This window comes from Aurantiacibacter sp. D1-12 (assembly GCF_028858515.1).
GTDB lineage: Bacteria > Pseudomonadota > Alphaproteobacteria > Sphingomonadales > Sphingomonadaceae > Alteraurantiacibacter.
Genome location: NZ_JAPJZJ010000003.1, coordinates 225,405 through 246,170 on the forward strand (window position 1 = coordinate 225,405; position 20,766 = coordinate 246,170).

Here is a 20,766-nt window from a genome sequence, read left to right on the forward strand (position 1 = left end):
CCCGGCAGCAGCGCACCGATTGCCTTGCCAAGCGGCTGAGGGCGAGGCACCACTCAAAAATGGCATTGCTTACACCTGATCGCCGGACGATCCTTGTCTCGCTCGGTATCACTATACTCGCCGTTGTCATCCTGTGGGCCATGAACCGTCCGCCGATCTGCGAGTGCGACTATGTGAAGCTGTGGCACGGGCAGATCAACGATAGCGGGAACAGCCAGCACATCAGCGACTGGTACACGCCCAGCCATATCATCCACGGGATGGTTTTCTACGCGCTCGGCTGGTGGCTGTTCGTTAAGAAGGGCTGGGGCGGGCCGAATGCTGTACGCTGGGGCCTGCCGCTAGCAGTGTTTCTGGAAGCGGCGTGGGAAGTGCTCGAGAACACCCAGCTCGTCATCAATCGTTTCAGAGATGTTACCGCCAACTTCGGCTACTCCGGCGACAGCATTCTCAATTCCTTTGCCGATATCGGGTGGATGGCTTTCGGCTTCTGGCTGGCGCTACGGCTGCCGGTGAAAGTGACCGTGGCGCTGGCGGTTATCGGCGAACTGGTGGCAGCCTATGTCGTGCGCGACGGGCTGATGCTGAACGTCATCATGCTGGTCTATCCGATAGAGGCGATTGCCGAATGGCAGGCGGCCGGCGGGGTGAAGTAGGGTGCGGATTAAAAGATTGTCATCGCGGTAGTTACACCGCTTGCGGTATCGACCTCCTGGCGGCATTCTTTCTGAATGAGCTCGTCCGACCACACGCCGAATGAAACCACAATCCAGGAACTGGCGAAGTTTATTGTCGATGGGGGAATCAAGGAAGCAATCGCCCACGACGAGATCCGCGCTTACTGCTTGAACGAACTGCGGGATCTTGGATGTGTTCCTCCGACCAATCGCCTTGTGCTGCTTGCCTGTGTCCGTGCAGGGGCACCAGCATTTCAGTTTGCGATCAAAGCATTAGGCACCAATCTATCGGACTTTCTGCAGCGACATCCGCTGATTGCGCGCATGTTTACCAGGCTGGCCAACCTGTGCTCCCAACATCGACGCAAGGATGCGCTGAAAGAGAATTATCTCGCATATATGAGGGGCGAAGAAACCGGAGAGTTCGTGCTGAAGGACAGCGACGATTACGATTTTGTTCGTGACGCCATGACTGCTGAACAGCTTAGCACAATCGAAAGCTCGGTTAGCGATCTGCAGGCCCAGTTGGAGCGCGAGATCGATCGCGCAATCAAGGCAGCGCAGGTCGATCCACTCAAACTGATGGACCAATGGGACGAAAATCCGGATGTCCGGACGATCAGTGATCGCATCCGGTACGACAGTAAGTACTATCGTTTCGTTGGTCGCGAAGAAGAGCTGGAGCTCCTGCGCTGGTTCCTGGGCGAGCCGGTTGCATGGAATGATGACATGGCTTTCCGCTGGCTGCTCTTTACCGGTGCCGGCGGAACCGGGAAGACGCGCCTGGCCATGGAATTTGTGCGGCATCACCTTCCGGAAGGCTGGATTGGGTGCCGTGTGCCAATGCTGGAATTGGAGACGATCCTGCAGGCAGCGCCAATGTGGCAACCCAGCGCTCCCACCCTTCTGGTGATCGACTATCCCGCGCAGAAGCCCGAGCAAACCAAGCAGTTGCTCGAAAGGCTGGCCCGGCGCTCTGATGAACTCCTTCATCCTGTGCGGGTTCTCCTGCTGGAGCGCGATGCCGAAGATGCCTGGTTTGACAAGGTCCTTGGAGGATCGATCAAGAACCGCGCGTTTGTGTGGGAAGGCGAACGGCTTTCAAGAGGCAAATTGCTGAAGCCTGTAAGCTGGGAAGCGATCCTGCCGGTGAAACAAGAGGCACTCGCGGCACATAATTTGAGCATCGAGCAGTTTAACCTTCTCGGCAATCTGATGTTTCGTGTCGACCCACGCCCAATGGAACGCAGCCCGTCAGGCAAAGACAGACCCGGCGCGCCGAGGCCGCTGTTCGTCCTTGCAGTCACCGAATGGGCCAAAGCGAGATTGGATGCAGGGGAATCGATTGATGGAGCACTGGAAAGTTCCGACGCGAAGCGGGAGGTGTTTACCTCACTGTTGAAGAATGACCGAGACAAATTTTGGAGGCCCATGGCCGGCAATGATGATGCCAAACTTGCCGAGCACGAGAATATGTTGGCGCTGGCAAGCTTTTCGCTTGGGCTTGGTCAGCAATCTCTTGTTTACCAGCGGGCTGAAGAATTCGGAATCCAGCATCTTTTTCCCAGACATTCGGACCCTGACCTGCTTCGCGGTATGAGTAGTGTCGAAGAGGGACTACTGGCCCAGCTTGAGCCAGACCTTCTTGGCGAATTTCATGTACTGACTCGGCTTGAGGAGATTAATAGCGAGCATGGCAGCGACACGATGGCTCGCTTTTGCGAGCTCGCATATTGCGAAGGTGGCGAAGACGCTATGGTGTTTGCCGCGCGCTGCATCCGGGACTTCCCGTTGCTCTCAAGCGAACGAGGATTCCTAGTCCCACCAAAGGATTGCAACGAGCGCTCATTCTTGCCTTTCACCGGGGTCATGCGAGAAATTGCGGGTCACACTCACCCCTCCACGGCTCTTGCTCTGATAGACGCCTACAAGCAGCGTTTGTCGGATCTTGGAGCAGAAGACATGCCGGGCGCTCGCCTACGATTTGCGGAATCGCTGGTGAACATGGCTGGAAAGATGGGCGACTTCAACGAGTGGGAAGATCTCTCCAGAGTTTACTCATGGTTCGATGAGCTGTCGCAACATGCATCTGACGCTGAAGCGATCGGCGAGAAGGAAGCAACCGCGCTCAAGAATGTTGCCTGCGATGTCGGGACACAGAAGCGGTGGGCACTGGTGCCTGAGCTTCTCGCGCGTCATGATGCGTTGGCAGCGCGCTTTCCCGAGAACGAAGAAATAGCAGCGCAAGAGGCAAAATCTCTGAAGAATCTCTCGCCTGATATTCAGAAGCAGGGCCAGACCGAATTGCGCCCAATGCTATTCGATCGACAGGATGCTTTGGCGGAACGTTTCCCCGATAGCGAGGATATCGCGGTGGAAGCCGCGATGATGCATGGCAACCTCTTGGTAGCGGCAGGAGAAGACTTCAGACGAGATGAGCTGGAGGTGATATTGCGTAGACAGGCGGATATCGAAGCGCGCTTCCCGGATAGCGAGCTTGTTGCGTTGAAGGATGCCGAGCTACAATTCGCACTCATCAGCTTGGCAGGCAAACCTTCAACATGGGACCTGGTGGAAGCCGCGTTTGATCGCCAAAAAGAACTTGCGTCACGCTTTCCCGAAAACGGGGCAATCGCAACGGAAGAACTGAAATCGCTATATAACATTTCTACTCGATGGCACGATCACAAGCCATTTGCAGAGTTCCGTACTCACTGGCTGGAAACCGTGGAGCGCTCTGGCAGCATCTCCGTAACCCGGTTTGCACTGCTGATAAGTGTGTTTAACAGGGGCGCGGCCACTTATATTCAAAGCGGAACTGCGCTCACGAGTGAAGATGTCGATTTGCTTGCGCACGTTTGCGGGAGCCTCGCCAAGCTCGTTGAGATACATCCTCAGCCCGAACAGACAGTAAGGTTGCTTGCACATAACATGCGCTACTTGAAGGATGAATTTTCGGATTTGGAGAGTGTCGGAACAGCAATCGAGAAGTGTGAGTCTGTGGGCTTCTACCTTGACCCTCCCGACAATGGCTAGCTCCTCTGGACTCGCCTTCGCACCACGCCTAAACCCTTGCCATCCCCGGGGAGCCAGACTGGCTGAGAGGGGTGGGATAGTCTCCACCCGACCCGTTGAACCTGAACCGACTAGCATCGGCGGAGGGAGTGGTCGGGCCTGAACGCCGGAAGACCGCCTCCGCCTTGAGGAGACACTTCGCATGGCCGACATCAACAGCAAGCTGGAAATTGGCGTCACCACCGGTCCCATTCGTGGCAGCCGCAAGATCTACGTCGGAGACCGCAAGGTTGCCATGCGCGAGATTGACCTCGAGCCGTCTGCCGGCGAGCCGCCGGTCCGCGTCTACGACACCTCCGGCCCCTACACCGATCCCGATGCGCAGATCGATATCCGTCAGGGTCTCGCCCCGCTGCGCCGCGAGTGGCAGCTCGAGCGTGGTGATGTCGAGGAATATGACGCGCGCGAGATCAAGCCCGAAGACAACGGCCAGCTCGGTCCCGATCGCTCTGGCGGCGTCCCCGCATTCCCGAATGTCGCCAAGCGTGTCCTGCGCGCCAAGCCGGGCAAGAACCTCAGCCAGATGCACTACGCCAGGCAGGGCATCATCACGCCGGAAATGGAATATGTGGCAGAGCGCGAGAATCTCGGCCGTGCGGCGCTGAAAGACGCAGACCGCGATGGCGGTAACAGCTGGGGTGCGACGATCCCTGATTACGTCACCCCCGAATTCGTGCGCGATGAAGTGGCGCGAGGCAGGGCGATCATCCCCTCCAATGTCAACCACCCCGAATGCGAGCCGATGGCGATCGGTCGCAACTTCCTCGTCAAGATCAATGCCAATATCGGCAACTCCGCCGTCGCGTCGGACGTGGCGAGCGAAGTCGACAAGATGGTCTGGTCCACCCGCTGGGGCGCGGACACCGTCATGGACCTTTCCACGGGCCGCAACATCCACGACACGCGCGAATGGATCATTCGCAACTCTCCCGTCCCCATCGGCACCGTGCCGATCTACCAGGCGCTCGAGAAAGTCGGCGGCATTGCCGAAGACCTCACCTGGGACATTTTCCGTGACACGCTGATCGAGCAGGCCGAACAGGGCGTCGACTATTTCACCATCCATGCGGGCGTGCGCCTGCCCTATGTCCCGATGACTGCCAAGCGCGTCACCGGCATCGTATCGCGCGGCGGATCGATCATGGCGAAATGGTGCCTCGCGCATCACAAGGAGAGCTTCCTTTACGAGAAGTTCGACGAAATCACCGAGATCATGAAGGCATACGACATCGCCTATTCGCTGGGTGACGGCCTGCGCCCCGGCTCCATCGCCGATGCCAATGACGAAGCGCAGTTTGCCGAGCTCTACACGCTGGGCGAGCTCACCAAGCGCGCGTGGGAGCAGGACGTGCAGGTGATGATCGAAGGCCCCGGCCACGTTCCCATGCACAAGATCAAGGAGAACATGGACAAGCAGCTGGAGGCGTGCGGCGAAGCGCCCTTCTACACGCTCGGGCCGCTCGTCACCGATATCGCGCCGGGTTACGACCACATCACCAGCGGCATCGGCGCCGCGCAGATCGGCTGGTACGGCACCGCGATGCTTTGCTACGTCACGCCGAAGGAACACCTCGGCCTGCCCGACCGCGACGATGTGAAGGTGGGCGTGGTGACCTACAAGCTCGCTGCCCACGCCGCCGACCTCGCCAAGGGCCACCCCGCCGCCAAGGTCCGCGACGATGCGCTGTCGAAGGCCCGCTTCGAGTTCCGCTGGCGCGACCAGTTCAACCTCAGCTTGGACCCCGACACAGCTGAGCAATATCACGACCAGACCCTCCCCGCAGAAGGGGCGAAAACCGCCCATTTCTGCTCGATGTGCGGGCCGAAGTTCTGCTCGATGAAGATCACGCAGGAAGTGCGCGACTTCGCGGCGAAGCAGAATAGTGAGAGTTATCTCGCCGCCGCACAGCCGGTCGAGAATGCCGAGGAAGGCATGGAGAAAATGAGCGAGGTTTACCGCGAGAAAGGTGATAAGCTCTACCTCGACGAGGAAGAGGCGCAGTCCTGATGCGGCGAACTCGCTGGCTGGGTGCGGCGGCACTGGCCCTTGCGGTCACTTCGCCCGCTGCCGCGCAGCAGCATAGCGATACCGCACATGAGGCCGCGAGCGACTCCGCTGCCGGGGCTTTTGACCGGCTCAAATCGCTTGAAGGCATGTGGCAGCTCGCAGGGCAACCCGAACACGGCCTGCGTATCAATTTCAGCACCACTGCGCGCGGTAGCGTGCTGGTGGAAGAATGGACCTATCAGGGCCAGCGCCACTCGCTCACCCTCTACCACCGCGATGGCAACACCCTGCTGGCAACGCATTACTGCCCGCAAGGCAACCAGCCCCGCATGGCGCTAGCCACAGGTGAGGAGGGCACCATCCGCTTCACCTTCCGCGACGTGACCGATTACGATCCGGCAAGCGAGCAACACCAGCACGACCTGTGGTTCGCCTTCGACCAAGCCGACCAGATCACCCGCGGTGAAATCTACCGCGATGGCGAGGCCGCGGACCGCCCGTCAGCCCTGTCGCTAGAGCGCGGGGTGGAGTGGACCGAACAGGCCTCCCCGTCCGCGGAGCCGCCACCGGCGCCCTGATCGGCGGCATTAGGAGATGCGGGGGTGGTGACGCGCGCCAGGGCAAGGGCTCATCCTCGACAACAATTGTAGTCTCGCCGATTCCCATCGGTCAGGTGGTCTGGCGCCCTCCTTCCAAACGCTTCGCCGCGCCTACCACTCCTTTCAGCGCTGGATGCACACTTGGGCATTACTTGTTCATTGTTGTAAACGGGTTTCAGAAAAAATATATTTAATTTGAGTCATTTAGGCTTGACTCCTTGCTGAAAGCAGTGATGCTAGCGGCGTCACGCATGAAGTGTGATAAGTAATGGAGACGACTAATGAAGGCTAAACGTAAAGAGCTTCCTACACTTTCGCAGAATGCAGGAATTTGTGGCGCAGGCGATGCCGTAACTGGACCACTTTGCTTCGCGGTTGCAATCGCTATTATTGCGGCTGCGCACTGATTTTGTCGTACCAGTTGGAGGAGGGCTTATGTTCTCCTCCAACAACGTGATAGGATGGGTCATGAAGCAAGCAGAGGCAAGTAAAATACTTGAGAAATTGTCTCTCAGTATTTTTGATAGCGATTCACAAATCGCTCACAATCAGTTCCGCAAGTCCGCTGGGTACACGACTTACGATATTGATCGGAGTGCGATTGAAGAGGCGATGATGAGCAACGGGGTCGAGGTTCTTGAAGCCTTGGCAGGTTCGTTTGGCGAACTCAGCGAAGAGATTGTCGGTGCCGTCATCAACTGGGATTCCGAGGCGATCACGACCGTGAAGGAGTTGGCCTGGGTTGTTGGATTTGGCGGCCATATCTTTGCCAACTGCCATATCTCGGCCACGGCCGACGAGTTCATTCCCTGCCCACCTTCGGTTTCGTTGGTCAAGAACATCGACAACAGACCTCTGACCATAAAGCGATTGCGTTTGCCCGGCAGCTTTGAGGACATCGAAAAGATCGATGTGTCGACAGCGAAGTTGGAGACGATCGAGCCGGGCGAGTATTTCTATATCGACGGCTTCCGAGATTTGCTTTGGTACGCCGAGAGCGGTGTCTTGCTGCTCAATCTTTCGACACTACCGCTTGGCGCATATGAAGCCGTGTACTCTGCATCGAGCGGGATTCGTAGCGGACTGTTCTCATCTGATCTTCGCGTATCGGCGACCATAGTCGCGCTGCGCACCTACGCCGCGACTGGTTGGCCGGATGCGACCGGGCTTGCCAAACAAGCGGCATCGCACCCCATCAAGGAAATTCGTTGGGGGGCCTTGAACTATTACTGGCAAACCGGCGAAGATGACATTCTCGAGAATGTATCAGCATTTCTTGATGATCCCGATCTTGAGATCCGCAAACTTGCCAAGAGTTGTGTCGAAGCACTTCAATCTGAGATGACGGGAGACCGGATGTGCGCGTAGACAATGTTGGCTCGTTGCCACCGATCGACATCGAGGAATTCTCTCGGATCGTATCGGAAAGGTACGTTCAAGGAGACCCGGAGACTATCTGGGCACTTCGGGAGCCGTTGGCGGCACTCGCACAAAACACGAATTTGATGTTCAGCAAAATGCTGGAGAGCCTTGAAGCGCGTAATGGCAAAGCTCTGGTGACGGACCAGCCAACCTATCATATGCTTCACCGAACCAAGGGTTGGTCTCTTCGGCTGACAATATGGATGCCGGAATCAGCTAACAAAGATGTTCGTATACTCGAAAACAACGTGTTTGCTTACGACTACCCGCACGATCACAATTTTGACCTGTTGACCACGAATGTTGCTGGCGTCGGGTACGAGACAGATGTTCTCGAGCATGGCGGAATCGATCCCGGGTCGGATGTTGGCGACATTGTCGATGCCACTCCACTGGGGCGAAAGCGATTGTCGCCAGGCACGGTCTTCCTGTACGAAGGGTGCAAGGATGTTCACAGTCAGGTGCCGGTGGATTCGATTACCCTCGCATTGAACTTCATTCCATATTCTCCAGCGAACAGCGCGCGCTCCCAATATTCCTACCGCATTACGGACGAGGAGAAATTGGAAATTCTCGGCAGCCCACTGAGTTACGAGCAACGCGAGATGGGGCTGGTGCGACTACTTGGTAAACTTGCCGCAGCAGGGCACCATGGTGTTTCCGGTCCTCTGCAAACTTTGGCTGGGCAATCCCGGAACCCACGCGTCAGAGACTATGCGACGCACCTGAAACACCTGGTCGCAACCAGAGACGACACGATGCATGAAGATCTTCGCGAGCAAATTGATCGAAACCACTTGGCGGTGAAATATAATCGCGTGGCGGCGATGCGAAGAGAAGCTCTTGGGGTCGATTGATCTTGCGAAGAATGCAAGGAAAGTAGGTAATGATCGCCGGAAATTCCAACAGGTGGAGAGGAGTTGCCACATACGCGCCTCTCTTTCTGGGCGTTGCAATGCTGATCTACTTCAGAAGCGAAGGCAGCCTGCATGGCAGCGATCTCGTTTCGGCCGCGCTGCTCCTGATTGCGAGCTCCTGCCTGATCTACTCTTTCTTGCCTGGTGCGGGCGAATTGCCCACGCAGCAAACTATCATGCTAAGCAACGCCGGAATTGACTATCACCCTTGGATGGGCCGACTTGCCAATGGTCTGGTTGGTGCACTGCTGTGTGTAGCTGCATTGGTAATCTGGTACGTCTAGCTCTGACCGACTGGTTCCGCACGCATATCACGACCTAAATCGTCCCCGATCCGCGTTTCGCAGAACAGTCGATTGACGCTGGCCCTGCAAAGGCTTCCAGTATCCTACACCAGTTTCGGGAGGATCACCCATGCCATTCGCCAAAACCCTCACCCGCGCCGCGCTCGCCGCAGTCGCGCTTGCCGTTGCCGCGCCCGCCGCTGCGCAAGACACTCCGCAGCCCGATTACGCCGCCGTGGGCGAGGCTACGGCTCCCGTCGCGGATGCCTATTTCGCGGCTTACACCTCGCGCGATTGGGATGCGGCTGAGGCGCTGCTGGCGGAGCATGCGGACTTTGTCGATCCGACCGCAACGCTCGTATTCGGCGAGGTTACTTCCGATGGCCGCGCGGCGATCATGGAGCGGTTTCGCGTGAGCTATGCGGGCATCACGCATATGGAATTTGTGTCCGGCAGCCGCATGGTCTCGGCCGAAACCGCGATCTACGAAGGCGCGCTGCACTGGGGGTTTGACCTTGGCGATGGCACGCTTGTCGATGCTGTCACGCCGATGGTGATCGTGCTGACGGTGGAGGACGGGCGCGTGGTGCACCACCGCGACTATGTCGATTACACGCCGTTCATCGAAGCCATGCGCCGTGCGCGGGCAGAAGGCTAGTACGCCGGAGAGGACGCGCGGGCAGGCGAGCGGGCGCAACTAGCGGCCGACAGAGCCCGACCGGGCGACCGCAGGTGCCGCGCACCCCGGGTTTGACCCGGGGGAAGCGAATAGCACCGAGGACGAAGCCGCGGAGGCGGCTTCATGAGACAATCAACCCCTCAGCTCCCGCAGGTCATCTCGTCGAGGTTCTGCGCGTTGGTGAGATCGTTGTTCTCGCGCCCGCGCACGTTGAAGGCGCTTTCGTGTGCGATCGTCTCGTTGATCACCATGTAGCCGGTGTCGATCAGCGGTTGGTAGGTGTAGTAGACTTCGGCCACCATCACCGCGGTACCCTCGGCAGAGATGATGCGCTTGCCATCCGGGCCCATGCCATCTTCCAGCGAGTTGTCATTACGGCCATCGCCTTCGACGCCGTATGCGGGATCACGATCAAGTTCGCCCCAGCAGCGTTGCCAGTTGATCATCTGGCCTTCGTTGCGGCCGTTCCTGCCGTTGTGCTGCAGCGAGGAAAGGACGATGCGGCCATGCTCTTCGAAGTCGAGCGGGGCGCCGATTACGCCGGCGCCTGCGAACACTTCCTGCACATTGGCCTCGTCAATGCCGGTGTTCACCCGACCGGCGTTGTCCGCCACGGTCATCGCGATCTGGTTCACGCGCATGTGGGCGAGAGCGTAGTTGGCGAGCTCCAGCCCGCCAAGGATCAGCAGCAGGAGGATGGGTGCCACAAATGCGAATTCGACGAAGGCGACGCCGCCTTCATCGCGCCAGATGCGCCGTGCTTCGGAGAGGTATGCTGTGATCATATCGCCGTGCCGCAGATGGTAGGAGGTGTTGCCTGGGTGCCCCAGGGCTGGTTGCGGATCGCGGTCTCGGCCACCATCGTGTAGCGGCTTTCACCACCAAGGAAGTTGGCGAGCGGGACGAGCGCATCCATCTCCAGCGTCGCTTCGTAGAAGACGACATCGTTGGCACCGCCACGGCCGCTACGGCCCGTGTCGGTGTCAAATTCACCATTCTCGTTGAGGTCCGAGAAGCAATCGCCATCGTCTTCGTCATAGACCCCGTCACCGTCGTTATCGCGGACGATCTTCTCGGGGTTTCCGATGCCGGTGAAGTCGTAGAAGTTGCTCTGCTCGACCGTCAGTGTGTAGCCGGACGTCACGATGTTGCTGACCTGCGCTTCCACGGCTTCGGCAACGCGCTCTTCCAGTGTGCTGCCGCTACCACCGATGTTGGGATTCTCCACCGATGCGCGGCGGGCGGCATCGGTCAGCGAACCCTGCATCACGGAGGAGACATAGGTCCGGTGGCCGAAGTCGACCCCTGCAAGCAGGATCAGGATGAGCGGGAGCGCGATGAAGCCGAATTCGACTATCGCTGCGCCCTCGTCATCGCGCGCAATGCGGCCAATGATCCCCTTGTTCGCCATTAGCGTGTCAGCCTCAGGTTACCGATGCCCTGGCCGATAGCTTCAAACACTTCTTCAAGGTCCGAACCATCGCTGGTGTAGAAGTGGCTGTCGCTTGTCGCGCAGGCTTCGATATCGTCGGTGTCGGTGACATCGAGTGCGATGACCCAGATGGTGATGCCCATTTCTCTGGCCAGCGTGCAGGTGGCGGCGAAGCGGGCGAGATGCTGCTCGTCCTGCGTACCATTGCCGCGGGTGCGGTCTTGGTAACGCTCAACGCCATGCGCCGAATAGAGTGAGTCGCCAGTGTCCAGCCTGCCATCTGTCATAAACACGATATGCGTGTTGACCGGGACGCCATCAATCTCGGTGACGTTGTCGCCCCGATTGAAGTTGTTGCCTTCAAAGAAGCCGGTGCGCGAAGCAAAGCGTGCGCCCCACAGCATTCCCACGTCGTGATATGTGCCGCCGGTTACGTTTGCGGTCGCCGCATTGATGGCGGTGCTGAAAGTGGTCTCGTCATCATACTCCGCAAGGCGGCTTGCTTCAGACGGGCAACCCGTCTGCGAATAGCCGGCTTGCGAGTCGATATCATAGCGACCGAACTGGCGTGGCGTATCGCGTCCGTTTGTCGCCATATCGTCGATATCGGCGCGCGTTACGTAGTCACGGATAATGAACTCGCCGCTTGGCGCCGGGTTATCCGGATCGATGGTCGGGCGCTCTTCGATGCAGCCTTCTCCGCTGGTACGGAAGCCCTGACGGTTGCCTGGGTACAGGCCGGATGCATTGTTCCAGCGCGAATTGCGGATGTGCACAGTACCTTCGCTGATGTCGGTGATATAGCGGTACTTTCTGTTCCGGTTATAGAAACCGGTCGGAAGCGCCGTGGTCGACGTGGCGCTGACACAATTCCAGATATAGTAACCGTCAGTATCGCACTGATTATAGGTAAAGCTGCCGCCCAGGTGCTGCTGGTTGACCAGGATGTCCCGATTGCGCAGGCTGCGTGCGACATTGACGGTGTGCGAATAGGGCACGATGCCATAGCGCGTGATCGAGCCGTCATCGGTTTCAAGCGCGCGGTAAAGCCCAAGCGTGCCCTCGCGCAGACGCTCGATCTTGGTGCCCGAACCATTGCTGGGTGCATCATTCATCGAACCGGTAACGTCCAGCACAAGGACAATGTCATTGTGCCCGGTGTCCTGCACCGCATCACAATTAACGGAAATGTCGACATCATCGATGCCGATCACACGGACAAGCGTTGTCGGGATCGTGGCGCTTGCCTCACCTTCCAGCTCGCCCTGGTTCGAACTGTTCTGAGTGATGCTGAACGCGACGTCTTCTGCACCGGACGTGCCTTCAGGAAAGTTGAAGTCGAAGAAGCGGTCTGCCTCGTCCTCTACGTCCTGGTTGAATTCAGTGCCCGTCATACTCTGACGGGCGGCCAGCACGGCGGCATCGCATGCGTTCTGCAGCTTGCCGCGCGCCATGTAGGTTACGCTAAGGTCAAGGGCCGAGCCGACCAGTGCCACCAGCACAAGCATTCCGGCTGCAGACAGAGCAAGCACGTTGCCGGCCTCATCCTTTAGCAGCTTCAGTATCGCATTGGTTTTCACGGTCTGGTCCTCGGATTAACTCAGCTATGGTTCTAAGAACTTCCTAATTTAAGAGGAAAAGGTTCGGAAAATGTGAAGAGTGCGTTGGGTGCAATGTTAACCAACGTGTCGCTTGATCTACCTTTATTTTACAATTCGCGTATCGGTTTCAGGTATTCTGCGCCGGCCGGAAAATTGGATTTCGCCGTCGCCTCTTGGTGCGGTCCCCACACGCTGATTCGGTTGGTAATCCGCGATCACGATATCGGGAGTGTTGTCTTCGGCCCCTTCATCGTCCCACGTGGCTGGTTCTTCCGGGGTGTTGAGTGACGCGACGGTTGCCATCGGGCTGGGCTCCGGGGCGCTGTCCGGCTGGTCATTGGCAGCAGGCTCAACCGAAACATCATCGACGGTGTCGGCCAGGAACAAGCCACCCATGACCACCAACACCACGAATGTCAGCGCTTTGGAAGGACTGGAGAATGGAGAATGACGCATGGCGAACTCGCAATTCGGAAACCTGCGCGCCTCTCTAAGTTGAAATACTGGACAAATTGTAAAATTCGCGGGCATTTTGTTTATGCACCGCCAAAAGGAAGCGTGAATTATCTCTGGAATCGGGCACTGGCTTCCCCATCTTGAGAGGTGAAGCAACACTGAAGGAGAGCCTCCCAATGCAGATCCAGTTCAATTCCGATAGCTCCGTGATGGGTACCGAGAATGTCGCCGAGCGTATCGAGGTCATGCTTCACCAGAAGCTGGGGCGCTTCGAAGATCGGGTGACGCGACTGGAAGTGCACGTGTCGGATGAAAACGCGCGTAAGGGTGGGGGTGACGACAAGACCTGCATGATCGAAGCACGCCCGCGCGGCGGCAAGCCGATTGGCGTTACCGAGCATGCAGCCAAAGTGGATGATGCGGCCCGCAAGGCGGCAACTACCATGGCGCAACGGCTGGAACGCGTGCTCGGCAAGAGCGAGCGCCACAAGCACGATCCTCGCCCCGACAAGGCTTAGACGGCGTGGACAAATTCCCCGCAGGGGTTCGGCCCAAATCCGCCCTGACGGCGTTGCGTACGCTTGAAAGTGCGATGCACTTCCTGCACGCACGCGCCTTGTCAGGACAAATTTGAACTCGAACCGTGATCCGCAGGGAATTTGTCCACGCCGCCTAGCAATCAGGTCAGATTATTAGCCCGGGCCGCGGCCGCGCCCAACCGGATCAGCATAACTGCCGCTATCGCTGTCTGTCACGCCGCTACTGCGGCCATTGCCCGCGGGATCTGCATAAGAGCCACTGTCACTATCGGTGACACCACTCCTGCCGCCGCCGCGCCCGTTTCCTGCAGGGTCAGCATAGCTCCCGCTATCGCTGTCGGTCACGCCGCTGCCGCGCCCGTTGCCGGCCGGGTCTGCGTAGGTTCCGCTATCGCTATCGGTTACGCCCGAGCGGTACTCGCCTCCACGACCGCGTCCGGCAGGATCGGCGTAGGAACCGCTGTCACTATCGGTAATGCCGCCGCGGCGTCCGCGTCCTGCCGGATCGGCATAGGATCCGGAATCAGCATCGGTGACACCGCTGTGCCCGCCGCGACCTCCGCCAGCAGGGTCTGCATATCTGCCGCTATCGGCATCGGTAATGCCGGTGGTGACGCAGGCCGAGAGTCCCGTACTGGCCACCGCCGCGCCGCCGATGCGCGCCAGAAAAGATCTGCGACTGGTGCGATTTGCCCGTTTCATAACCCATCCCCCTTGTTTGTCCGGTCATCTTCGACCCAGGCAAGGTGTCACGCCAAGCCTGAATGCCCGCCGAACGCGCGCATGATTACTTGACCCCCGCCTTCTCCAGCTCCGGACCAAGCTTGCCGGTCAGCCATAGGAAGTACATCTTGAAGTCCGCTGCCAGACTCCATCCGGGATAGGTGAATGTCGCCGGGCGGTTCTTTTCGATGGTGAAGTGGGCAAGCCAGGCGAAGAAGTATCCCGCGACAGGCATGGCAAGCAGCCACCACAGGTTTCCGCCAACCACTGCAAATGCTGCCACTGCAAAGACCAGCGTGGTGCCGACGTAGTGTAGCGCCCGGGTGTGCGGTTTGGCGTGCTCCTGCAAATAGTAGAGCCAGAACTGGTCGAAGCTGGTGAAGCGGTTTGTGGTCATGCCGGCAATGCTGCTTCAATCGCGATGTTTGCGCAAGTCTGCGGGGTGCACGTCAGCCCAATCGATTTCATCGCTTGCAGCAGAGTCGATCAATCTGGCACAATCGGGGCCCCGCGAAAGGAATGATGATCATGTCGAAGTACTGGATAGCCCCACTGCTTGCACTGCTGGCGGCTTGTAACAGCACCGCAGAGGATGGCGTTCCCGGCGATCCGTCGGATAGCGAGCCGTACTCTGACATTGCCGAGGATCAGGCGCTGCGCCTCATCGGCACCGAGCCATTCTGGGGTGCCGATATTGCAGACGGGACGATGACCTATTCCACGCCGGAGAATATCGATGGCACAAGCTTTCCCGTGACCCGGTTTGCCGGGCGCGGCGGCCTGTCCTTCAGCGGAGAGATGGAAGGCGTGCAGATCGATGTGCTGGTGACGCCGGGCGATTGCTCTGATGGCATGAGTGATCAGGTCTTCCCGTTCAACGCCACCATCGAAATCGGTGATGAGCAGAGATCGGGCTGCGCCTACCGCGATGGCGTTGATGACATCGGACCACCGCCCTGAACCAAGAACGGTGGGCGCCTGTCTGGCTCGCCGTTCAGTACTTATTATGACAGTTCAGAAACTTAATAGAGGCCGGGCATCTCGTATTCGATAAAGGTGCGCGGCCGCTCTGGCGTCAGCAGTTCGGGCGGTTCCTGTGGCGCTTCGATGGCATTGGTGCGCGGGCCCGGCCCGGAATCGGCAATAGCGGTGCATGACTGGCCATCAAGGAAGTCTAGCGCCTGCGCCAGCATGGTCTCATTGGGATCGCCAAAATTGTTGAAGATGTCATCGCTTGCTCGGCAGGTGACAGGAACGGTATCTGCAAGACCATTGAAATAGGCACCATTGCCATCCGCATTTTCAAGCTGGAGAGTGACGACGCGGAGGCGGTCGTCGCATGCTGCAAGGTCGAATGCGGACTGGCCGACCGGCTTGCCGAAGGTGTTGGTTCCGACCATGGCCATGTTGGTGCCGAGGTAGGGGACCATGCCATTGATGAGCGCCTCGCTCGCGGAGGCAGAGCCACCAGTCGTTATGAAGGCGATGCGCGTTGGCGCAATTGCGCGGTTATCGGTCTGGAACCGGTAGGTCGAATTGTTCTCGGACTTACTGGCACGGAAGGCGATGGTCTCGAACACATTGCCTTCGTTGCCGCGACCCAAAAGGTCGGCGAATTCTTCCAGCACATTGATGCGACCACCGCCGTTATAGCGAAGATCGATCACGACTTCGGTCACACCCGCCGCGCGGAAATCGGCAAAAGCCGCCTGCAAGTCCGCTATCGCCGGGTTGATGAAGTTCGTGAGACGAATGTAGCCCACCTGCTTGCCGCCGTCGTTGATGATCTGAGCGCCGTAGCGTGGCACCGGATCGAGATCATAATCTGCCTTTGTGACGCTGACCTGGCGACGTGTTCCGTTGGAATCGATGATATCAAGCACGCGCGTAACGCCTGGATTTGACGGCCCAAGCGCATCGATAAAGGCCTGCGGTCCGCCGCTAGCCAGCAAGCTGTCCGTGGACTGGATATTCCCCGAAGTGGTGCCGACGCCTACGATCTCCGTTCCGCGCTCGATGTTGGCGTTCACCGCGGGTGAACGGTCATAGGATTCGATCACAAACACACGCCGATTGACCGTGTCATAGGTCAGCCGGATGCCAAAGCCGGCAGTAGATCCGCTATTCGCAAAAGCGGTTTCTTCCGCGATAGAGGTAACGAAGCTGAAGAACCGGTCCCGGTTCTGCGCGCGCGCCGGAGCAACCAATGCATCAATATAGTCTTGCACATTGTTGAAGCTGTTCCGGTTCAGCGACGTGTCGAGCAGGTTCGGGAACAGATACCATTCGTTGAAGACGGATTCCGTAAAGGTAAGCCTTCCGCCAATGCTGCAATCGGCGGTGTTTCCACCTCCTCCGGTTCCCGCTGTAGGAGTGGGTGTTCCGCCACCTCCGCCTCCGCCACACGATACCAGCATTCCGATGCAGGCTAGCGATAGAGCGATTTTCGAAGTGCGCATGATTTCCAGCTTTCCAGTTATCCGGACAGACCCAAAGCAAGGGAGAATGCTACCTGCATCGCAATCGGCAGACAAGCTGGCCCACGCGATGCGTGACAGGATTTTCCAATTGCACTCTGGCAGATCGAAACCTTCGACAAGATGAACAAGACCAGCCCTTGCAATGCGCCGCTGCAATCGGCACATCGCCTGCAACTATCCGTAAATCGCGCAGTTTGAGGAAACCTTATGTCTGATACCGCTCCTGCATGGCTCGGCGCCGCAATTGGCAAGCTGCGCCCGGGGCATGGCAAAATCGTGGCGGCCAAGCTGGGAAGCGAGGCGCTGTTGGGCAAAGGAGGCATGACCCTGTCTTCCGCCGCGTTCCGCAATGCGGGCGAGTTGGATCCGTGCTTCACCGCCGATGAAGAAGACGCCGTCGCCCCGCCGGTCGAATGGACTGCGCCTCCTCCGGGCACACAGGAATTGGTTCTGGTGGTCGAAGATGCCGATTGGCAGACGGGTGAACCCTTCTGTCACTGGCTTGTCTGGGGTCTGCCCGGGCAGAAGGGCCAGATCCTTGAAGGGGAGACTCCACCGCGCGTTGGCAAGAACGCTTTTGGTAACTCCGAATGGCTTCTTCCGGACCCGCCAACAGGCGACGAACCGCACGATTATGTATTCCAGCTTTTCGCTTTGGATCTGCCACTTACGCTCATGCCGGGGGCGAGTCGCGACGAGTTGATGGCCGCCATGGAGGGCCATGTAATGGGTTTGGCAATCCTTACAGGCACTTATGCCCGCGAAGAAGGTGGGGATTACGACTGGGATGACGAAGACGAAGACATTTGAACGGTGCTAGGCTTTCAGCCAGCTATTTTTGTGTGAAAGGAAGTGTGAAATGGCTGCCAAGAACAATGCTCTGAACAAGCCGGTGAATCTTACCTCGGCTCTGGAGGATGTGGTCGGCAAGGGTCCTATGACCCGTGCACAGGTCACGAAGAAGGTTTGGGATCACATCAAGGCCAACGGTCTGCAGGATTCCAAGGACAAGCGCATGATCAATCCCGATGCCAAGCTTGGTGCGGTGATCGGCAACGATCAGATCAGCATGTTCAAGATGACGGGTGCTGTTTCCAAGCACATGAGCTAAGGCTCACCTGTCATTGAAGACACGCGAAGCGGGCGGGAAGCGACATGCTTCTCGCCCGTTTTGTTTTAGGCGCGCTTTTTGCCAAACGGCCATTCCACCGCGCCGCTCACCCACAGAGCCAGCCAGATGATCAGCGGTTGCGCGATCATACGCGGTACGTGATAGGCCATGCCCCAGCCACCGTCGGGCTGTGCCATGTCCATCATCATGTGATTGATGTTCGCTGGCCAGACACACAGGGCATAGAGGGCAAGCCCAATGCCGCCAGCCATGCGCACTCGCTTCGACCACGGCTGGAGCAGCGCCAGCGAGCCCAAGAGCTCCGCCACGCCTGTCCAGAACACAACCTCTTGCGGGAAGGGAACCCAATCCGGCGTTATCTGCAGAAATGGTGCAGGATCGACCAGGTGTTTGTACCCGGCATAGGCGTAGAAGAGCGCCAGCACCCAGCGCAGAGCGGCGCGGATCACTTGCTATTCGCGGCGTCTCGGTCCGCCTCGTTGATCCCTGCATCAGGGTCGATGATGCTGCAGGTGTAACCGTTAGTAGCGGGGCGGAAGCTCCAGAAGGCGAGCTGGTAAATCGGCTGCTGCCAGGCCTCGAACACTGTAACACCCGGCATCAGGGTGCATACGCTGGTTCGTTCCGGGCCGACATTGGCATCGACCATAAGCGCCGCATATTCGAGTGCCTCCGGATACTGGCTGACAGCACGAACCATCACGCGCCCGTTCTCGACCGGCGCAAAATCGAAGCGCACTTCGCCCTCTGCCATCGGAGTGGTACGCGCGTCTTCGCCTGTCCGGCGCAGGTACGGTGTCAGGGTGCCGTCTTCTTCCACCAGTTCTACGACCACCGCCTCTCCCGGTGTGACGATGACATTGCCTTGAAACACCCATGGCAGGTCCACTCTGGCAGGCAAGCGTGCCGTGGTCCCGTCAGGTCCCTGAAGCACATATTCTGCAATATGGCGGCACGCACCCTCCCGGGCGCACGGGTCTTCGGCCTCCTGCGCCACCGATGATGCAGGAATTACGGCAGCCAGTGCTGTGACAACTAACGGGAAAAGTGGGCGAAACAGCTGCATCCGGCCAGCTTGCGCGGCGTAGCTATCAAGGTCAAGCAGTGGCAGCGTCTCTTGCTTACGCAGCAGGCTGCGGCATAAGCACGCCAACAATCGTGATCGCATCAGGAGTTTTTGCCATGCGCCAGACTTGCCGCCTTGCCGTAACAACCGCTCTGGCCTTTGCCCTGTGTACCGCGCCCGCTTTGGCGCAGGATACGCCGGAGGAGGTAGCCGCTGCCGCACTTGAGGCGGCGCCTGTATGGGACGGGCACAACGATGTGCCAGGGCGGTTGCGCGGACAATTCGGCAATGTGATCGGTCACTTCGACTTCCACGATACCCTGGAAGGCGACGAATGGACGCCGGGACAGATGCACACCGATCTGCAGCGTCTGCGCGAAGGGCGCGTAGGCGCGCAGTGGTGGTCTGTGTGGATTTCAACCGCTCTCGAAGAGCCCGAGGCCGTGCAGACCACGCTCGAGCAGATCGATGTCACGCACCGGCTGATCAATGCCTATCCCGATGACCTTGCGCTGGCGCTGACTGCCGACGATGTCGAGGCGGCAATGGCGGAAGGGCGCATCGCCTCGCTTATCGGCATGGAAGGCGGTCATTCGATCGGATCGAGCCTCTCGGTGCTGCGGCAGATGTACGATCTTGGCGCGCGGTACATGACGATCACGCACAATCTCAATACGCCATGGGCGGATAGTGCAACGGACGATCCCGAGCACGGCGGCCTCACCGAATTCGGCGTGATGGTGGTGCAGGAAATGGCACGGCTCGGCATGCTGGTCGATCTCAGCCACGTGTCCGAGGAGACCATGCACGATACGCTCGATGCCGTCGGCGCTCCGGTGATCTTCAGCCATTCGGGCGTGCGCGCGGTGAACGGCCATGCCCGCAATGTGCCCGATAGCGTGCTTGAACGGCTGCCCGACAACGGCGGCATCGTAATGGTGGTCGGGTTACCTGGCTACCTGAGCGAAGCCCAGCGCGTGTGGTATGCCGCGCGGCAGGCAGAGCAAGCGCGTCTCGAGGCGTGGTGGCAAGGCCAGCCTGATCAGGTCGAGGCTGGTATGGAAGCATGGGACGCGGCCAATGCCATGCCCGAGGCGACTATTTCCGACTGGGCAGACCATATCGACCACGTGCGCGAAGTGTCCGGCATCGATCATATCGGCATCGGCGGCGACTATGACGGGATGCGGAGCGGGCCGGTCGGTGCCGAAGACGTTACAGGCTACCCACCCTTGTTCACCGAACTTGCACGGCGCGGATACACGCAAGAGGATCTGGAGAAGATTTCCTTTCGCAACATGCTGCGCGTGATGCGCGAGGCGGAGGCATATGCGGCATCGCAAGCGGATGTGCCGCCTTATGAAAGCGACGAGCGGTAAAAGCGCATCAAAAGAGGGCGGCAGGCCAAGCCCGTTGCGCTTTTTCAAATCCCGGATTGCTCAGCCGGTCACTTCGCCGTTTTCCGGCGTCACATCAGCGTCATCCGCCACCGTGTCATCGGCATCGCCTTAGCTCAAAGCCGGGATAATCCAGACGAGGGACATAACCACCAACGCTGCCAAAAGACTGATTGCCAGGATCCAGCGGACATGGCCCGTGGTTTCACCAGCCTTTGCATCATCGTCTTCGATGTGCACTTCGTCGCCTTCTTTGTAACTCATGGTTTTCGCCCTTCG

The 20,766-nt window shown here is 58.7% G+C and carries 23 protein-coding genes and 1 riboswitch; of the genes, 13 read left to right on the forward strand and 10 right to left on the reverse strand.

All coding sequences use genetic code 11. The annotated features are described in order from the left end of the window. Window positions 1-59 precede the first annotated feature (59 nt). The 8 genes from OOZ52_RS08040 to OOZ52_RS08075 all read left to right on the forward strand — a co-directional run bounded on the left by OOZ52_RS08040 (window position 60) and on the right by OOZ52_RS08075 (window position 9,640). Window positions 60-656, forward strand: a complete 597-nt coding sequence (locus tag OOZ52_RS08040) for a DUF2585 family protein (RefSeq protein ID WP_274697990.1) — start codon at window positions 60-62, stop codon at window positions 654-656. 75 nt (window positions 657-731) lie between these two features. Beyond that, window positions 732-3,713, forward strand: coding sequence for an ATP-binding protein (locus OOZ52_RS08045; RefSeq protein WP_274697991.1), 2,982 nt, complete (start codon window positions 732-734; stop codon window positions 3,711-3,713). A 36-nt stretch (window positions 3,714-3,749) separates the two neighbouring features. Beyond that, a riboswitch (TPP riboswitch) is annotated at window positions 3,750-3,858 on the forward strand. A 36-nt stretch (window positions 3,859-3,894) separates the two neighbouring features. Next, window positions 3,895-5,760, forward strand: coding sequence for a phosphomethylpyrimidine synthase ThiC (gene thiC, locus OOZ52_RS08050; RefSeq protein WP_274697992.1), 1,866 nt, complete (start codon window positions 3,895-3,897; stop codon window positions 5,758-5,760). Next, complete coding sequence (locus OOZ52_RS08055; RefSeq protein WP_274697993.1) at window positions 5,760-6,338, forward strand: hypothetical protein; 579 nt, start codon at window positions 5,760-5,762, stop codon at window positions 6,336-6,338. Before thiC ends, OOZ52_RS08055 begins: the two co-directional genes overlap by 1 nt. 489 nt (window positions 6,339-6,827) lie before the next feature. Beyond that, entirely contained in the window at window positions 6,828-7,727 is a 900-nt protein-coding gene (locus OOZ52_RS08060) for a hypothetical protein (RefSeq protein WP_274697994.1), read from the forward strand. Further along, window positions 7,718-8,638 carry a hypothetical protein gene (locus tag OOZ52_RS08065; protein ID WP_274697995.1) on the forward strand — a complete coding sequence of 307 codons (921 nt, stop codon included), beginning with the start codon at window positions 7,718-7,720 and terminating at the stop codon, window positions 8,636-8,638. Before OOZ52_RS08060 ends, OOZ52_RS08065 begins: the two co-directional genes overlap by 10 nt. 29 nt (window positions 8,639-8,667) lie before the next feature. Next, entirely contained in the window at window positions 8,668-8,982 is a 315-nt protein-coding gene (locus OOZ52_RS08070; RefSeq protein ID WP_274697996.1) for a hypothetical protein, read from the forward strand. A 130-nt stretch (window positions 8,983-9,112) separates the two neighbouring features. Then, window positions 9,113-9,640 (forward strand): nuclear transport factor 2 family protein, encoded by a 528-nt coding sequence (locus OOZ52_RS08075; protein ID WP_274697997.1) that lies wholly within the window; start codon window positions 9,113-9,115, stop codon window positions 9,638-9,640. Window positions 9,641-9,801: 161 nt separating this feature from the next. Here OOZ52_RS08075 and OOZ52_RS08080 read toward each other — a convergent pair whose 3' ends face one another. The 4 genes from OOZ52_RS08080 to OOZ52_RS08095 all read right to left on the reverse strand — a co-directional run bounded on the left by OOZ52_RS08080 (window position 9,802) and on the right by OOZ52_RS08095 (window position 13,150). Beyond that, complete coding sequence (locus tag OOZ52_RS08080; protein WP_274697998.1) at window positions 9,802-10,446, reverse strand: TadE/TadG family type IV pilus assembly protein; 645 nt, start codon at window positions 10,444-10,446, stop codon at window positions 9,802-9,804. Next, on the reverse strand, window positions 10,443-11,072 hold the full coding sequence (locus OOZ52_RS08085) for a TadE/TadG family type IV pilus assembly protein (RefSeq protein ID WP_274697999.1): 630 nt from the start codon (window positions 11,070-11,072) through the stop codon (window positions 10,443-10,445). The genes OOZ52_RS08080 and OOZ52_RS08085 overlap by 4 nt, the downstream gene beginning before the upstream one ends. Then, window positions 11,072-12,673 carry a TadE/TadG family type IV pilus assembly protein gene (locus tag OOZ52_RS08090; RefSeq protein ID WP_274698000.1) on the reverse strand — a complete coding sequence of 534 codons (1,602 nt, stop codon included), beginning with the start codon at window positions 12,671-12,673 and terminating at the stop codon, window positions 11,072-11,074. The genes OOZ52_RS08085 and OOZ52_RS08090 overlap by 1 nt, the downstream gene beginning before the upstream one ends. Window positions 12,674-12,796: 123 nt before the next feature. Continuing rightward, window positions 12,797-13,150, reverse strand: a complete 354-nt coding sequence (locus tag OOZ52_RS08095) for a hypothetical protein (RefSeq protein WP_274698001.1) — start codon at window positions 13,148-13,150, stop codon at window positions 12,797-12,799. A gap of 176 nt (window positions 13,151-13,326) precedes the next feature. On the opposite strand from OOZ52_RS08095, the gene OOZ52_RS08100 reads away from it, so the two are divergent. Continuing rightward, a complete protein-coding gene (locus tag OOZ52_RS08100) occupies window positions 13,327-13,668 on the forward strand; it encodes an HPF/RaiA family ribosome-associated protein (RefSeq protein WP_274698002.1) in 342 nt (113 codons plus the stop codon). A 174-nt stretch (window positions 13,669-13,842) separates the two neighbouring features. Here the strand turns inward: OOZ52_RS08100 and OOZ52_RS08105 are convergent, their stop codons facing one another. Together OOZ52_RS08105 and OOZ52_RS08110 are read right to left on the reverse strand one after the other, a co-directional pair. Then, window positions 13,843-14,391: a hypothetical protein gene (locus OOZ52_RS08105; RefSeq protein WP_274698003.1), complete on the reverse strand. Its 549-nt coding sequence runs from the start codon at window positions 14,389-14,391 to the stop codon at window positions 13,843-13,845. Window positions 14,392-14,476: 85 nt separating this feature from the next. Further along, on the reverse strand, window positions 14,477-14,809 hold the full coding sequence (locus OOZ52_RS08110) for a DUF962 domain-containing protein (protein ID WP_274698004.1): 333 nt from the start codon (window positions 14,807-14,809) through the stop codon (window positions 14,477-14,479). Window positions 14,810-14,940: 131 nt separating this feature from the next. Between OOZ52_RS08110 and OOZ52_RS08115 the strand changes: the two genes are divergently transcribed. After that, a complete protein-coding gene (locus OOZ52_RS08115; RefSeq protein WP_274698005.1) occupies window positions 14,941-15,372 on the forward strand; it encodes a COG3650 family protein in 432 nt (143 codons plus the stop codon). Between the two features lie 62 nt (window positions 15,373-15,434). Here the strand turns inward: OOZ52_RS08115 and OOZ52_RS08120 are convergent, their stop codons facing one another. Continuing rightward, complete coding sequence (locus tag OOZ52_RS08120) at window positions 15,435-16,871, reverse strand: S41 family peptidase (protein ID WP_274698006.1); 1,437 nt, start codon at window positions 16,869-16,871, stop codon at window positions 15,435-15,437. Between the two features lie 228 nt (window positions 16,872-17,099). Between OOZ52_RS08120 and OOZ52_RS08125 the strand changes: the two genes are divergently transcribed. Together OOZ52_RS08125 and OOZ52_RS08130 are read left to right on the forward strand one after the other, a co-directional pair. After that, window positions 17,100-17,702 (forward strand): YbhB/YbcL family Raf kinase inhibitor-like protein, encoded by a 603-nt coding sequence (locus OOZ52_RS08125; protein WP_274698007.1) that lies wholly within the window; start codon window positions 17,100-17,102, stop codon window positions 17,700-17,702. A gap of 49 nt (window positions 17,703-17,751) precedes the next feature. Next, complete coding sequence (locus tag OOZ52_RS08130) at window positions 17,752-18,003, forward strand: SWIB/MDM2 domain-containing protein (protein ID WP_274698008.1); 252 nt, start codon at window positions 17,752-17,754, stop codon at window positions 18,001-18,003. A gap of 65 nt (window positions 18,004-18,068) precedes the next feature. On the opposite strand, the gene OOZ52_RS08135 is transcribed toward OOZ52_RS08130, so the two are convergent. Both OOZ52_RS08135 and OOZ52_RS08140 read right to left on the reverse strand, forming a co-directional pair. Next, window positions 18,069-18,473, reverse strand: coding sequence for a DoxX family protein (locus OOZ52_RS08135; RefSeq protein WP_274698009.1), 405 nt, complete (start codon window positions 18,471-18,473; stop codon window positions 18,069-18,071). Next, window positions 18,470-19,192 (reverse strand): hypothetical protein, encoded by a 723-nt coding sequence (locus OOZ52_RS08140; protein WP_274698010.1) that lies wholly within the window; start codon window positions 19,190-19,192, stop codon window positions 18,470-18,472. The genes OOZ52_RS08135 and OOZ52_RS08140 overlap by 4 nt, the downstream gene beginning before the upstream one ends. 14 nt (window positions 19,193-19,206) lie before the next feature. Here OOZ52_RS08140 and OOZ52_RS08145 point away from each other — a divergent pair, with 14 nt between their 5' ends. Beyond that, window positions 19,207-20,469, forward strand: a complete 1,263-nt coding sequence (locus tag OOZ52_RS08145) for a dipeptidase (RefSeq protein ID WP_274698011.1) — start codon at window positions 19,207-19,209, stop codon at window positions 20,467-20,469. Window positions 20,470-20,598: 129 nt separating this feature from the next. Here the strand turns inward: OOZ52_RS08145 and OOZ52_RS08150 are convergent, their stop codons facing one another. Further along, the gene (locus OOZ52_RS08150) at window positions 20,599-20,751 is read right to left on the reverse strand and encodes a hypothetical protein (protein WP_274698012.1); all 153 of its coding nucleotides are present in this window, start codon (window positions 20,749-20,751) and stop codon (window positions 20,599-20,601) included. Window positions 20,752-20,766: the final 15 nt, after the last annotated feature.

What these genes read in the sequence shown, in the direction of transcription:
- OOZ52_RS08040 (WP_274697990.1), top strand. Translation starts at nt 60, where the DNA reads ATGGCATTGCTTACACCTGATCGCCGGACGATCCTTGTCTCGCTCGGT.
- OOZ52_RS08045 (WP_274697991.1), top strand. Translation starts at nt 732, where the DNA reads ATGAGCTCGTCCGACCACACGCCGAATGAAACCACAATCCAGGAACTG.
- thiC (WP_274697992.1), top strand. Translation starts at nt 3,895, where the DNA reads ATGGCCGACATCAACAGCAAGCTGGAAATTGGCGTCACCACCGGTCCC.
- OOZ52_RS08055 (WP_274697993.1), top strand. Translation starts at nt 5,760, where the DNA reads ATGCGGCGAACTCGCTGGCTGGGTGCGGCGGCACTGGCCCTTGCGGTC.
- OOZ52_RS08060 (WP_274697994.1), top strand. Translation starts at nt 6,828, where the DNA reads ATGAAGCAAGCAGAGGCAAGTAAAATACTTGAGAAATTGTCTCTCAGT.
- OOZ52_RS08070 (WP_274697996.1), top strand. Translation starts at nt 8,668, where the DNA reads ATGATCGCCGGAAATTCCAACAGGTGGAGAGGAGTTGCCACATACGCG.
- OOZ52_RS08075 (WP_274697997.1), top strand. Translation starts at nt 9,113, where the DNA reads ATGCCATTCGCCAAAACCCTCACCCGCGCCGCGCTCGCCGCAGTCGCG.
- OOZ52_RS08080 (WP_274697998.1), bottom strand. Translation starts at nt 10,446, where the DNA reads ATGATCACAGCATACCTCTCCGAAGCACGGCGCATCTGGCGCGATGAA.
- OOZ52_RS08085 (WP_274697999.1), bottom strand. Translation starts at nt 11,072, where the DNA reads ATGGCGAACAAGGGGATCATTGGCCGCATTGCGCGCGATGACGAGGGC.
- OOZ52_RS08095 (WP_274698001.1), bottom strand. Translation starts at nt 13,150, where the DNA reads ATGCGTCATTCTCCATTCTCCAGTCCTTCCAAAGCGCTGACATTCGTG.
- OOZ52_RS08100 (WP_274698002.1), top strand. Translation starts at nt 13,327, where the DNA reads ATGCAGATCCAGTTCAATTCCGATAGCTCCGTGATGGGTACCGAGAAT.
- OOZ52_RS08105 (WP_274698003.1), bottom strand. Translation starts at nt 14,391, where the DNA reads ATGAAACGGGCAAATCGCACCAGTCGCAGATCTTTTCTGGCGCGCATC.
- OOZ52_RS08110 (WP_274698004.1), bottom strand. Translation starts at nt 14,809, where the DNA reads ATGACCACAAACCGCTTCACCAGCTTCGACCAGTTCTGGCTCTACTAT.
- OOZ52_RS08115 (WP_274698005.1), top strand. Translation starts at nt 14,941, where the DNA reads ATGTCGAAGTACTGGATAGCCCCACTGCTTGCACTGCTGGCGGCTTGT.
- OOZ52_RS08120 (WP_274698006.1), bottom strand. Translation starts at nt 16,871, where the DNA reads ATGCGCACTTCGAAAATCGCTCTATCGCTAGCCTGCATCGGAATGCTG.
- OOZ52_RS08125 (WP_274698007.1), top strand. Translation starts at nt 17,100, where the DNA reads ATGTCTGATACCGCTCCTGCATGGCTCGGCGCCGCAATTGGCAAGCTG.
- OOZ52_RS08130 (WP_274698008.1), top strand. Translation starts at nt 17,752, where the DNA reads ATGGCTGCCAAGAACAATGCTCTGAACAAGCCGGTGAATCTTACCTCG.
- OOZ52_RS08140 (WP_274698010.1), bottom strand. Translation starts at nt 19,192, where the DNA reads ATGCGATCACGATTGTTGGCGTGCTTATGCCGCAGCCTGCTGCGTAAG.
- OOZ52_RS08145 (WP_274698011.1), top strand. Translation starts at nt 19,207, where the DNA reads ATGCGCCAGACTTGCCGCCTTGCCGTAACAACCGCTCTGGCCTTTGCC.
- OOZ52_RS08150 (WP_274698012.1), bottom strand. Translation starts at nt 20,751, where the DNA reads ATGAGTTACAAAGAAGGCGACGAAGTGCACATCGAAGACGATGATGCA.